Origin of the sequence: Marinomonas gallaica (assembly GCF_049821165.1) — a bacterium.
Taxonomy (GTDB): Bacteria; Pseudomonadota; Gammaproteobacteria; order Pseudomonadales; family Marinomonadaceae; genus Marinomonas; species Marinomonas gallaica.
On sequence record NZ_CP187511.1, the window covers coordinates 3,375,327 to 3,388,414 of the forward strand.

The following is a 13,088-nucleotide window of genomic DNA, read 5'->3' on the forward strand; positions in this document are numbered from 1 at the left end:
GAGTTACAGGCCGCTAGCCAATTCATAATCTGCCATAATGGCATCCACATTACTCATCTCTGCAGAAGGGTCCACATCATCAGTGATATTCGGGTTGCCTTCTTGCTGCATCAGCTGATCAAGTTTTTCAGCATGAGCCTGTTGGCTGGTTGCATCCGGCGCTTGAGCACTTGGAGCCAAAGCAAGGGCTGCCTGTGCCGCTTCAACACTCATATCGGTGTCGTATGCAAAGTGCTCTGCAAGCTTTTCGCGACCAGTTGCCGCTTCACATTTCATGATGCTTTTGATGCGCTCTTTTTCGCTCATTTGCGGCGCTGTTTCAGCGCTTGGCTGTGCTGGGGCCGTTGGCGTAGTTGCCGCTGGCTGCTCTGTATTAGTAGTGGCCATGCTCACTCCTGACATATTGGTTTTGGGTTGGTTGAGGAAATCGGCAAAGATGGCGATCGCCTCATTACCGTTAACAAGTTGATCAGCAAAGCCAATATCAATGGCTTCTTGACCGCGATAAGTCTTGGCTTCAGTCGCTAACACAGCATCGACCGATAAACCTGTATGCTCTGATACCAGAGCGGCGAATTCTTGACGAAGCGTGTCGGAGCTAGTTTGAAATTTCTCTAATGCTTCAGCGCTTAAATCTTCGTATGGGTTGCCGTCGACTTTGTGCGCGCCCGAATGAATCAGCGTCACTTTAATACCGTTTTCTTTAAGCTTTCCCGCGTAAGACTGGTGAGCCATCACCACACCAACCGAGCCCATCACAGCACTTTGCGTGATTAGGCGACGATCGGCGGCACTGGCAATCGCCATGCCTGCGCTACACGCCATATCATCAGCTAGAGCCCAGAGTGGTTTACCGCCCTCTTGCGCAAACGATCGGATCGTTTGCGCCGCATCGAAACAGCCAGCCACTTCACCGCCCGGTGTGTCCATATCCATCAAGATTCCCTTTACTTCGGGGTCTGAAATGGCCGCTTGAACACGAGCAATAATGCCGTTGTAACCCGTCATACCAGAATAGGGCTTAACGTGGTCAAACTTATGTACTAACGTGCCGGATACTGGCACCACAGCCACGCCATCGATCACTTGATAAGGTCGCTGGCGATCACGTGAACTCATGAAGCTTGACGCTTCGATGTGCATTTTCTCGCCTGTCATCACCTCGCCATCAGCATCCACCATTTGAGTGATACCCATTCCGAGGCGAGGACAAAGAGCAGAAAAGAATGTGCGAGCATAGCCAGGATCAAGCAACAAAGGCTTATCCAGCGCCCGACTCGCAATGTGTTTTAAATTGGCTGACATGGTTAGGCCTCTTGGGGTTGTTCAGCTGGTGCAAATGCCTCGACCTGCGACCAGCTTGGCGGCGGCAATCCAGCTTTTTTGCGCTCTTCGGTTTCGCGCACTTGCTGGGCAAACACTTCTTGATAGTCTTCACCCATATTTGCGAGCTCTTTTTCGTAAGTAGACAAGCCACCTTCGATACGCAAAAGCGCTTCTTTGACTTCCTTCACACCATCGATGGCCATGCGACCTGTGCCAATCCATGTACAGTTAGTCCATGCGGCAAGAGCGTCGTATAAATCCATCTTTGCACGCGGCAAGCGAAGCTGACCGCTGAGCACCATTTCTTCAAACCACAAACGAAAAATCATGGTGGCATCACGGGCCGCGATGATCTTGCGACGCCCTTTGTAGTAACGCCAACTCACAAGCATGGATGCGCGGTTCGAGCTGTAAGAACTTTGTCTAAAATCACGGGACAACTCTTCGTAAGACGAATTGGTACCTGCTGCTAACGTACGCAGCAAACTCGATTCAAGCTCAACATAACCATTGTCGACATTGCCGGAGGTTTGCATATTGAGGTGGGTATTGGGCAACAAATGCGGGACATTGACGCCGCCCAGCTTTAAATTCACCTCGTCATAATATTGCGTTTGTTTAGATAGATAGTTTGTCATTGTGGTGCTGGCTTTCCCTGCACCCAGCATTTCGAACACCTCTTTGGAGTCCAAATCGCTTTCAACGGTGGCGGCGTACATAGCACTGACAATGGCGTTTTGGAGCTTTGTTTTTTGCATCTTGGGCATCATTTGCATCTGCTCAAGCACATTTAAAAACTGATTCGCTCCGCGCGTTTGGCCCTCGCCGAACGGCTCAAAGATATGAATAAAGCGAGGGCGCCCCCAACGCGTAAAACGTGGAATTCGTTCCCATTTGTAACCAAGGCCGCTGCCTAATCCGTATTCACTGGCGTTACGCAGATGGTAAGCCAATGCCGCACCATGTCGGTTTTGCTCAACACCCCCCTTGATACGGGCTGTGTCCATCATGCCATCGGGATTGGATACCCGTTGAGGGTTGATGGTTTTGATTGCGGTGCGGATCGGTGAATCGTAGCTATTCGTCCAGATTGGCACGCGCATAATCTCGCCGAGGCGCGTATGAGTACCAACACCCTCGCGGATCATCATCGTAAATGTACGCTTGCGCTCAGCATCAAGATAACAGCCCGGATCTTCTGCGATCTCATTCCAAAGCATCTCTACTTCGCGAGCAAAAGCGCGGGCTTCTTCTTCCGGAACGCCAAGGCGCTTCCAATTAGGCTTGTAGCTCAGTCGAAACAGGTCACCAACAATGTTGTCGATGTGCAATTGCACGGCATTAGCGCCGTAGGCATTGTTGCGCACCACGTCCTCAGCACGAGCATTACCCAGTTCAAGGTCTGGCAAAAGTGCGGCATCGGCGGTTCGGGCGCTAGGCGACCAGCCTCGTGTCTGCCCTGCCATTCCATCGCCTGCGCCGTCATAGCCACCGGCACTTGCGATTGGGCGGTTGTTATGGTCGTAGAACTGAATGGCTGGCTGGGTCATAGCGATACTCTCATTGGGCGGCGTTGTGTGCCGCTTATTTGCTGTTTCAATTCGTTGATGTAACGGCGAAGATCACTCATGTTGGCGGCGGTAAACTTAAGAGTTTTTCCGCCCCGCCCGATCTCAACCACGCGCTTTCCAAGAGATAACTCATGTAGAGCGGTCTCGGCTTCTTCAAGTTTTTGCTGTGGGGTCATATTTATTTCCTACGGCGCATGATTTCGGCGATCGTGGGTGTGCCGCTTTCTTCGTCTTCAACATCGTCTTCATCGACAATGCGCTGGGTGTTTTTGTATTGGCTTAGATCAATACCGCGACGCTGCTGCAGCAGTCGAATACCCGCAAGGTTATAGACGGCCAAATCCCATGGCTCGTTGCGTCGACCGCCTGCGTCCCAAACAATTTCAGGGCGCCCTTTGATGTATTTCAGCTTGCGCCGCTCGTTGAGTAACTGCTCGAAATACTGTTTCGGGAACTCGTCAGACACTGGCCAATGGAACATTCCAGCGGCGTGAGCCGTTTCCGCTTCGACAGTCTGAACGAGTCGAGAATGCAGGGTTTCTTTTGCTGTATCCGTACCAATCATGGCGAGATACACGCCGTGCTCGTTTCGATTTTTAGGCCATGTAACGATCGGCTTGCCGCTTTGGCTGGCACCTTTGATCGCCACAAACTCACGAGAACCCGACTCTTTACAGAACTGGTATACCTGATCGGTATAGTGGCCGCCCGAGTCAATCATGCGAATCGAGGGGTCAATCAGTGAGCCGTTTGGCGTGGTGAATGTTCGTGTTAATCGCTTGTAGAGCGTTTTCCAGATATGCGGCTGGGTTAGGTCGCCATAAAGCTTTTCGTAGCTAACTCGGTAACTCTCTTCGCCTTCAATCCACGCGACTGTTTCAATCTCAAACCGGTCGTCTTGGGTATCGACTGCTTGCGTAATAATGCATTCGTTAAATGGCACCTCTGCGGCGTAATGCTCGCGGCGACGGAATAAGTCGTCGTGATTTAAGCCGTCTTCTTCATCGACCCACACTTCTCCAAGCGTTGTATTGATAAAGGTTTTTAGACCTTCGCGGGTGCCGTGGTACCGAATCCAATCGCGCACGATCTGGGACCATGGCGAGTCATGCGAATAGGCAGACCAACAGTGAAACGAGATTGAGCGCGGCGCCTGGACAACTTCACCATTTTCATCAAAGAAAATATAACCATCGTAGGTTTTTAAGCCGTCTTCACTGGCCCAGAAGCCATGTTCATCAGCCGCTAAATAGTCTTTGTAGTAAAAGCGCTCTTCGCATGACTGACAGATGTAATGAACCGATTTTGCACGCTCTTCAACAGAACCATGCGCGTCAAAGCGAAGCCCTTCGCTTCCGCCCTTTCCCCAGATCAACACTTGATGCGTTTTGCAATGCGGGCAAGGAATATAACGCCGCATGTAGTGATCAGCTTTGCTGGCCGCTTCATGAATTAAGCACGGCACTTCATCACTTAGATGTTCAGACGGCGTACTACCTCGGATCGACTTGCGAAATACCGAGCCCTCCAAACGTTTATCACCCAGCGATAAGGGTGAACCTTCTTTTTCGACATCGTTATCAAACTTGGACAGCTCGTCATAAATACCGACATCGACGGAGATTTCGCGAAAATTCTTGGCGGCTTTTCCACCGAGTAAATAAATCTGGTTTTGCGTCTCGAATACTTTCGACGCGATCGTGTTATTTTTATGCTTAGCGTTAAACCACGGGAATATTGACCGCACCGGTTTAACATCACGAATCATTGAATCAATGTGTTTTTTACTGAATGAATCACGGGCACCATCATCCGGTTGCCAAAGTGCAATGTTCCGCCCTTTATGCTCGATGAAGTAACCGATCGCCGCGACAATCAGTTTGGTATAACCAACACGGGCTGACTTTTCCCAATTGACCTCTTCAATATCGGCATGACCCATCGCGTTCAGAATTGCGACTTGGTACGGGCGTGTTTTCCATTTGCCCTTTATGTAACTGGACTCTGCGGACAGGTAAAAGTGTTTGTCAGCCCACTCAACGGCAGTCAGTGGCTCTTTGATTTTGAAAAGACTGAACGCTTTTTCAATTGCCTCACTTAATTTTGCCCTCTGCTGCGGTGACAAGATCTTCAACTTTGTCATGCAGTTTGTCCTCAAGGGTCGCAGCCACTGCGCTCATTTGCGAGATTGCTTTTTGTATCTGTTCGATAACGTGGCTGGGTAAATCGGAGTTATGACGCTTAATCAATAAGGGCAGCGTCTCAAGGATGGTGACTTGCTCTGTGACGATCGAAGCAAGCACATCAAAAACCAAGTCAACAGGCATCGACTTGGATTCGAGAATGTCATTTTTCAGAGTGAGCGCGCGGATTTCCTCTCGGAGCTTCTCAGCTCGCAAAAGGTCTTCATCTAGTTGGTCTAATTGCGCATTTTTAGCCCCTTTCTTGGGGCTGGTTTTCTGCAGGTTTTGGGTGGCGTTATCGACACGGTTTTGCACCACATCAAATACAGCATAGAAATTCTCGCGGCCCCGCTTCTCACGGGCGTTTACGCCCCATTTGTCGAACGCTTGCGAGCTGATTCCTAGACTGCTAACGAGGGTAGTTTTATTGACGAGCCCAAGCTCTTTTTTAGACTTAGACATACCAAATACACCAACTTCGCCAACCTGACCAAACAACAACCTAGGAATTCAAAAATTTCATAAATACTGAGAACCCGCGGTTAGAGCACCCGTAACGACCCAAAAGCCCCAAAAGGACCCGCTTTTACTGATAGTAACTACTAACCAAACAGGCTCATTACCCACGCTGCCAGTGCCGATGTCACAGGCTCAGGCAATGCCACACCAGTTGCAGCCGTCACAGCTAAACCAATCACGGTTGTAGCCAGCTTGTTCTTAGCCGCTACTGCGACCGCTTTCTTAGCATTGTCTTTAATTGTCATGAGACATTCTCCAGTGTTAATCCGTACAGCTCAGCCGGAAAGTTTTTAACGAACTGAGCAACAGTGCCAGCTCCTTTGAAAGTGTTGTAATGCTCTTTCCAATACTCTGCTAACGCATTGATATCATTAGAATTTGGAAGGGGTTGAGGCTTACGCCAATAGTGAACTCGGCACATTGCCACGGCATATTTCAGGTTTGAAATCAGCTCTAACTCGTCTGGATATCCACGCGAATCAAAGGCCTCATCGGCCTCAGCACTGATCAGCTCTCGAATATCGCCACATAAGCAATCGGTGTACTTTAGGAAGTTCAACCAAATGTCTTTATGCGTCGCTGGCTCCATCTGAATAATGCCAAGCGCTGGACCGCCGCCAATTTGCTTCAAGAACGTGCCATCTGATTCCTGAGTGATCGTGCCCATCACCAGCTGTTCCGCGGCTTTGCTATACATGCCAAGGCTTGAAAGCGTTGGAATTACAATGTATTGGCGTAACTGTTCAAGATTAATGCTCATGGTAGATCTCGCTTAAAACGGCTTATAAAGAGTTTGATGGCTTCGTCTCCCATAAGGCCTGCAACACCAGCCATAAAGCCTGTCATAGCTGGCGGCATACTCATGGATGCACACAGAAAGAACGTCAACATGCCTAAGAAACCACCGGTAAAAACAGCGATAAGCATATGAATTAACGAGAATTTTTTAGCATTTAGTTGAAAGTCACGAAGATATTTCACAGCTCCACCTAGCACACCGACCAATACGAATGCCGCTGTTTGTAGAAGCTCATCCGGTAGGAATTTCATAGGGTGCGTCCAGTCCAGAAACGAAAAAGCCCCGCAGAAAGCGAGGCCCAGAAACGGCAAAACCCAGCACATGGGCTGGGTTCTGTTGATTTGTTTGCCGTGAACACAAAAATCACAGCATGGACAAAATGTACTCGCTAATTCATAGGTATTCAAGCGTCACGCGCGCGAAATGCGAATGCAATTATCTTAATAGGAAACTTGCGCAACAGACCGCAAAGCCACAGCACAAAAGACTTTAAAGCTAATACAATATGCAATATTGTGACGGTATTGTGACGGAAATTAAAAGAAGGGAAACACAAAATGAACACAAAAGAATCTAACTTACGGGCTACTTGGGGATGTGGTTGTTAAGCTGCACGGATGACTATCCGTACAGCTTAGCAAAAGAAAGATAACGTCTAATGGGAATAGGTAATGGCCTGAAGTGGAGTTTCAGGCATCATAGTCTAAAAAGAGTTTTAAATCTCAAAGCTTCGATAAGGCTTTTCTTTGTGAAATTAATCCATCTCATGTTAGATAGATCTTTATCAGTACCATCAATAAAACTAGTTAGTTTTGCTTCATTTAAGGGAAACCACTTGAAACCATCTTGTTCATAAGAACTATGAGAATTGCTGGCTAAATCTTCAACATACATTTCAGTAATATCATCTTTTAGTTCTACTACAGCAATCGCTATTGCACCAAGAGTCAGCTCACTTAACCCAAACCATGCTATATTGATCTCTCCGTACATATCTTCATCAAGGTTTAACTCTTCTTTTAAACATCTACGCGACAATGTAAATAAGTCCTCCTCATCACCAGGCAAATCGATTTTGATTTTCATTGTTTCAGCAACACCTGGAACCCATTCATCCTTAGCTGTCTCTACTGACCTAGATCGTCTAACCGCAAGAAAATTTTCACGACTTAAAACAACAACATTTACAAAAATATTTGAGGGGACCGGATTGGATAAATATTTAAATGGATTGTCTCTCATACGAGAAATGATCTCATTCCTAGTTTTGTCATCTGATCCTACTATCTTACAAGCGGCAATATGCTCTGAATAATCACAAGGAGTTACCTTTAAACTAAAAACTCTACCAGCAACACTCTCATTATGATCTATTTGTACGCCTGTCAAATAACATATATCACCAGAATAACCTGCTTTTTGAAGCTTCTCTGATTCAAGCGTTAACTTTTCAGACGGAATGAATCCTTGGCTAGGTCTTTGTGGATCAACAATAACTTTGTGATTACGCCTTTTTAAAGGGTGAGACAGTGACCATTGATTTAATTTAATAAGACCATCGTCAGCCGGGTTGTAACTAGCAAAGCTTTTTTGGCTCTTCCTATCCGCTCGTTGAGTACTATATCGCCTCTTAACTCGCAGAAATGTATCCCAAACCCATGCACCAAAAATAGTTAAGGCAAATGCTTGTAATGAAGATATAAAGAAATCAGAGTTTAAAAAGCTTAAAATATTATTGTCCATGAACAAAAATCCTTATGTTGAGATATAGAACCGCGAATTCAATCTAAAAGTGATCAAAATATATCTTTGAGTTACCCTCGAAGCAATGCTTCCTATCTAACAACCGGCAATTCCTCCCAACGTGTCGTATAAGCGGGTGACAAGTGTTCTCGCTTCATGGCCCATTGTGGGCTGGTCCCCTGTGAAGCAAAGAACACACTCCCTAAACCGCTATGATTAATCTGATCAAGCACGCCCATCAGCTCTTTTGACTGTTTGCGCTCGAACGATCCGCGAAACAAATCATGCTGATAGGTGCCGTGTTCGTAAAAATCGGTCAGCATCACGCCCGCTTTCGCGTAGCGATAACCCGCTTTATAGATACGGCTAAACAACACGTCCGCCGCTTCCAGTAAGTCTCTCGTATCATCAGTGGGGTTAGGTAGCTCAACAGATAGAGACCCTGAGTAATGAGGGTCACTAGAATTAAACACGCCAGTTCTAACAAACACTTGCACCACTCTGGCCAAGCGCTTTTCACCGCGTAACTTCTCAGCGGCCCGTGACATATACTTTGCCACCGCCTCACGTAACTCTGACCTCTCAGTAATGCGCTGACCAAATGAACGACTGCAGACGATTTGCTTTTTCGTTGGAGCAAGCGCCTCCAATTCCAAACACGAAATACCATTGAGCTCTTGAACGGTTCGCTCTAACACCACTGAAAACTCACGACGAATCGTTTTTGGGTCAGCATCCGCTAGATTCAAGGCCGTATGAATACCTCGCGCTTTCAGCTTTTCCGTTATACGACGGCCAACACCCCAAACATCACCCACATCCACCAACGCCATCAAACGGCGCTGACGGGCTGGGCTCATAAGGTCAACGACTTGCCCTGTCGCGGGGTACTTCTTAGCGGCATGGTTCGCCAACTTTGCCAATGTCTTAGTCGGTGCAATCCCTATCCCCACAGTAATACCAACATGCTGATCCACCCTCGCCTTCACCTTACGACCAAACTCAAGTAAATCGACTGTGTGAGCAACACCAGTCAAATCCATAAACGCCTCATCGATAGAGTAGATCTCTACCCTTGGGGCTTCCTCTTCCAAGATAGACATAACCCGACTCGACAAGTCTGCATACAGCGCATAATTCGAGGAAAAACACACGATGCCATGCTGCTCGATCTCATCACGTATTTGAAAGATCGGAACCCCCATCTTTATTCCCAGTGCTTTCACCTCTTTAGATCGAGCAACGACACAGCCGTCATTGTTCGATAGAACGACGACTGGCTTACACCTCAAATCAGGTCGAAACAGCTTTTCACAGCTCGCATAGAAATTATTGCAATCAACCAGAGCAAAGACAGAATGACCCATAAAACACCAAAATTTACTGTATAAATAACCAGTATATTTCAGTTCTATCATCCCTTCCAGTGCGATTACTCATTGATAACAAGTATAACCAAGCCGAGAACTTGATTTGCCTGAGTTAGGCTCCATAACTTATTGCCGAACAATTTAAACTAGTAAGGATGAACATGAGCCGCAAAGTAATTGCAATCCATCAACAAGAAGGCATTGAACTGATCTTCTATGATCTACCTATGGGCGAAACTATCTATGTTGCTGATAACAAAATAGAAGCTTTTTCTTTTGTTGATTTCGATGAAGGCAAAATCAAAAAAGGTATCATTCTGGTGCTAAGCAGCGGTGTTCCTGCACATATTTACTTCAGTAATGAAGCGATGGGCGAGTACCACCGCATCAAGCGTGAGCTGGAAGAAATATTCGATCTAGAAAAATAATGCCAACTCCACAAGCCCAGTCAAACTGGGCTTACTTTTCTCTGTATTCAAAGAAACCATTTACTTAACCCAAGTCAGTAGACGTACTTTTCCTCCCCAGCTACACTCAGTGCTCAATTTCAGTTCATGGAGGAACGAAGATGGAACAACTACTAAAGCTGCTTAAGGATCTAGAGCAAGTCACCTTCCAAGATATTTCAGAAATCCCCGAAGACCACCAACACATAGTCATCGATCAGATTGAAGAGCTGCAAGACAAGTTACGTAAGCTCACCAAGGAGAAACCACATTGAACATTTCTGACATCACCTCATTTTTAGGTAGCATACCCGCTGCTGTATGGTCATTATTACCTTTAGCTGCAATCATCCTAATCACCTTCAATATATACAAAAAAAAAGGTGAGCTAGATATTTTTTTCTGTACATTATTAGCCTCACTTTTTTTAATATTATTTATAGCTTACTTTTATTTTATAGAATCTAAAACGAAAGCACTACATAGCGACAACATCGAAAAAATAGCTCAATTCGGTGATTCATTTGGAGTAACGACTTCATTTTTCAGCTCATTCGGAACGATATTATTAGTAATCACAGTAGCTCTACAATACAAAACACTAGAATCTCAAAAAAAACAGTTACAAGAAACTCACGACGAAGTTAGAGAACAAAAGAAAACAATTGAAGGACAAAGACAAGATGCTTTCTTCAATATATTCATGAATGAGTTCAATAAAATAAGAGGCAACTTAGATATAAAAATTAGCCGGGATTTAACCGAACCTAAAAAAACCTTTACCAATGAAAATAAAAAAACAATTCTAAATACTGTTTCATTTATAGAGAAATCATTAGAAAAGATAGGTATCAATAAAGGAATATTATCCACACTACTCAGCATTAATGAAACTTCCACATTGATATTTTTCTCAACATTTAATAAAGAAAGTTATTTAAATATTTCAACTTTTATTGAAGAAAACCTAAAAAATGAAAAAGAGAAGTTCATTGATTCATTAAGCTTCCCACTCTATTACACAAATCCTGATAGATTTATCAAACAGCCCCCTAATATTTTTAGTGACGAGACAATCACTGAAGAAGAAGATTCTGAACGTAATAAATTTAAAGAAGCAATAAATCAAATGGACGAAGTCGAAGAAAAAGTAAAAGAGCTTAAAGAAAAAATCATACGACATAGAATTATTTTTAATAGCATTTATGAAAGCCAAGCTGAAAAAGATCACTTCTATAGACTAACCAAAAAGTTAAAAGATAGTATTAAGGCACTTAATTTCAACATAGAGAATGTATATTACAGCGATAGTCAAGTAAAGCTACTTAACTATCATGCTAGTCTTTCTTATGAAAATCTTGAGAATGAAGCCAATAGAAGATTGGAGAGATTCGCAAAAATCTAAGCTTGTGTCAGCTCTCTAGTAATCCCATCCACCGCTTCTTTCATCAATGGCCATGCGTAGCGGCTCTGGTATCTGCCTTCCAGATCGCCTTGCGCGTGGTTAAGCAACGATTCAGCCACTCGACTATCCACCCCGATCTCTTGCCAGTAGTCCCGAGCGAGTTTGCGCATATCGTGTGACGTGAACTTCTGACCAAAATCTTTAGACAACTGCTGGTACCAGCGGCTGATTGTTGAGGTGTGGGTTGGCTTCTTACCGGACTGGGAGAACATAAAGCGCCCTTTGCTTTTGCCCTTGGCATCTCGTAGCAACTCAACCACTGCAGGGGCCAGTGGCAACCGGTGTTCAACACCTGTTTTCGTGTTCTCTGCAGGGATATACCAAATCCCATCATCAAGGGAAATATGACACCATTCGACCAGGCTGGTTTCTTCAATCCGAGTGGCGTGGCACAGCTGCATAATAAAGAACAAACGATGCCAGTACTGTGAGTCGTTAATATGTTCGGCTAGCTCTGGTAACTGATAAGGCTTAATCCGTCCCGATCGGCGTGTTTCCTTAGCATTGGTAAAGTCTCGCCAGCCTACACCCGCCAAGGGGTCACGGGCGATCAACTCCAGCTTACCCGCTAATGAGCACGCTCTTTTTAAAACGCCCCACATCGTCTTTATAGTAGAAACCGCCATAGCATCCTGCTTGGGCATATAGAGTCGCTTATACACAATGGCCCTAGACAACTCGCCAAGCTTCACTCCAGCAAAAGCATCCAATAAATGATTACTGATAAATGACTGAGCCACATCAACGTAACCCTCGGAAAATGACTTATCCGCTTCGATGTGATCCGCAAACCAAAGCAACAGCGAATCACACTCTAAGATGCCATCCACCTTTAAAGTCGAGCGCTGGCCCGCGAGTAATTGCGCCCGTATCTCACTCAAACGTTTGAATAGATCGGAAGCTTTCAGTGCAGGCCACTTACCCAATGGTTTGCGTACCTTACGCTTTCCCACATAACGCACATCATAAAAGGTACCGCCCGATCGACGGGCATTGGCACGAAATTCCACCCGACGATCATCAAATAGCCATTCACGATCACCTGCAGCAAGCGTCGCCTTAATCAACGTATCTGTGATGCGCTTACTCATAGAGCTTAATACCGCGACCAGCTAACTCCTGCTCAACACGCTTAATAAAAGCCGAACGCCCCGCCGCCACATGATTGGCGAAGTTTTCAGGTCGCAGTGTCTTGTGCGGCGCCTTTAAACGAAGCTCTGCCGCATAGCCTGGCAACATGGCACAGATCGCTGCATTGGATGGAGCCTCGCCCCACTCATTCTTACGGCCATCGGCCAACGCCGCAGCAAACAGACATAAGCGCTGCATATCGGTAAGATCGCTAAATAGGTAACCAAGCTTACTATCGGAGGTGGTCAGCTTCTCAACTTCGCGAATCATCTTCGCATTTGAGTTGCCCCCGCCCTGAAAGTCAGGCATCACGCCCGATTCCAGCATATCGCAGATAGTGCCGGCGTTACTTTGACCATGCCAGCCAGCATCTAAAGCCGAACTAACAAGATAAGAAAGGTGACGGTCTAACACCGCCCACGAAATACCGCCAAGTGATTGCGGTTTATTGCGATTCATCCAACGCATTGTAGTCTCCTCGTCATCACGACGATGATGTGTGTATTAATAAACATGCTTCGGAAACATGCTTATT

Annotated in this window: 15 protein-coding genes; 3 read left to right on the forward strand and 12 right to left on the reverse strand. The window is 45.9% G+C overall.

Annotation, left to right across the window (positions count from 1 at the left end; genetic code table 11):
* Positions 1–3 precede the first annotated feature (3 nt).
* From ACPUEK_RS15895 to umuC, 10 genes are all read right to left on the reverse strand, one after another.
* Positions 4–1,305 carry a S49 family peptidase gene (locus ACPUEK_RS15895; RefSeq protein ID WP_425641415.1) on the reverse strand — a complete coding sequence of 434 codons (1,302 nt, stop codon included), beginning with the start codon at positions 1,303–1,305 and terminating at the stop codon, positions 4–6.
* Between the two features lie 2 nt (positions 1,306–1,307).
* Positions 1,308–2,876: a phage portal protein gene (locus tag ACPUEK_RS15900; RefSeq protein WP_425641416.1), complete on the reverse strand. Its 1,569-nt coding sequence runs from the start codon at positions 2,874–2,876 to the stop codon at positions 1,308–1,310.
* Positions 2,873–3,073 (reverse strand): gpW family head-tail joining protein, encoded by a 201-nt coding sequence (gene gpW / locus ACPUEK_RS15905; protein WP_425641417.1) that lies wholly within the window; start codon positions 3,071–3,073, stop codon positions 2,873–2,875. Before gpW ends, ACPUEK_RS15900 begins: the two co-directional genes overlap by 4 nt.
* Positions 3,074–3,075: 2 nt before the next feature.
* Entirely contained in the window at positions 3,076–5,040 is a 1,965-nt protein-coding gene (locus ACPUEK_RS15910; protein WP_425641418.1) for a phage terminase large subunit family protein, read from the reverse strand.
* Positions 4,991–5,542 (reverse strand): hypothetical protein, encoded by a 552-nt coding sequence (locus ACPUEK_RS15915; RefSeq protein ID WP_425641419.1) that lies wholly within the window; start codon positions 5,540–5,542, stop codon positions 4,991–4,993. The genes ACPUEK_RS15910 and ACPUEK_RS15915 overlap by 50 nt, the downstream gene beginning before the upstream one ends.
* 140 nt (positions 5,543–5,682) lie before the next feature.
* The gene (locus ACPUEK_RS15920; RefSeq protein WP_425641420.1) at positions 5,683–5,844 is read right to left on the reverse strand and encodes a hypothetical protein; all 162 of its coding nucleotides are present in this window, start codon (positions 5,842–5,844) and stop codon (positions 5,683–5,685) included.
* Positions 5,841–6,359 (reverse strand): hypothetical protein, encoded by a 519-nt coding sequence (locus tag ACPUEK_RS15925; protein ID WP_425641421.1) that lies wholly within the window; start codon positions 6,357–6,359, stop codon positions 5,841–5,843. Before ACPUEK_RS15925 ends, ACPUEK_RS15920 begins: the two co-directional genes overlap by 4 nt.
* Complete coding sequence (locus tag ACPUEK_RS15930) at positions 6,356–6,649, reverse strand: phage holin family protein (RefSeq protein ID WP_425641422.1); 294 nt, start codon at positions 6,647–6,649, stop codon at positions 6,356–6,358. Before ACPUEK_RS15930 ends, ACPUEK_RS15925 begins: the two co-directional genes overlap by 4 nt.
* A 445-nt stretch (positions 6,650–7,094) precedes the next feature.
* A complete protein-coding gene (locus ACPUEK_RS15935; RefSeq protein ID WP_425641423.1) occupies positions 7,095–8,141 on the reverse strand; it encodes a hypothetical protein in 1,047 nt (348 codons plus the stop codon).
* A gap of 92 nt (positions 8,142–8,233) precedes the next feature.
* Entirely contained in the window at positions 8,234–9,508 is a 1,275-nt protein-coding gene (gene umuC, locus ACPUEK_RS15940) for a translesion error-prone DNA polymerase V subunit UmuC (protein WP_425641424.1), read from the reverse strand.
* Between the two features lie 164 nt (positions 9,509–9,672).
* Between umuC and ACPUEK_RS15945 the strand changes: the two genes are divergently transcribed.
* The 3 genes from ACPUEK_RS15945 to ACPUEK_RS15955 all read left to right on the forward strand — a co-directional run bounded on the left by ACPUEK_RS15945 (position 9,673) and on the right by ACPUEK_RS15955 (position 11,362).
* Positions 9,673–9,939 carry a hypothetical protein gene (locus ACPUEK_RS15945; RefSeq protein ID WP_425641425.1) on the forward strand — a complete coding sequence of 89 codons (267 nt, stop codon included), beginning with the start codon at positions 9,673–9,675 and terminating at the stop codon, positions 9,937–9,939.
* 140 nt (positions 9,940–10,079) lie between these two features.
* Complete coding sequence (locus tag ACPUEK_RS15950) at positions 10,080–10,232, forward strand: hypothetical protein (RefSeq protein WP_425641426.1); 153 nt, start codon at positions 10,080–10,082, stop codon at positions 10,230–10,232.
* Complete coding sequence (locus ACPUEK_RS15955) at positions 10,229–11,362, forward strand: hypothetical protein (protein WP_425641427.1); 1,134 nt, start codon at positions 10,229–10,231, stop codon at positions 11,360–11,362. Before ACPUEK_RS15950 ends, ACPUEK_RS15955 begins: the two co-directional genes overlap by 4 nt.
* Here the strand turns inward: ACPUEK_RS15955 and ACPUEK_RS15960 are convergent.
* Together ACPUEK_RS15960 and ACPUEK_RS15965 are read right to left on the reverse strand one after the other, a co-directional pair.
* A complete protein-coding gene (locus ACPUEK_RS15960) occupies positions 11,359–12,513 on the reverse strand; it encodes a tyrosine-type recombinase/integrase (RefSeq protein ID WP_425641429.1) in 1,155 nt (384 codons plus the stop codon). The two genes, ACPUEK_RS15955 and ACPUEK_RS15960, sit on opposite strands and share 4 nt — an antisense overlap.
* Positions 12,506–13,021, reverse strand: a complete 516-nt coding sequence (locus ACPUEK_RS15965; RefSeq protein ID WP_425641430.1) for a hypothetical protein — start codon at positions 13,019–13,021, stop codon at positions 12,506–12,508. The genes ACPUEK_RS15960 and ACPUEK_RS15965 overlap by 8 nt, the downstream gene beginning before the upstream one ends.
* Between the last annotated feature and the right edge of the window lie 67 nt (positions 13,022–13,088).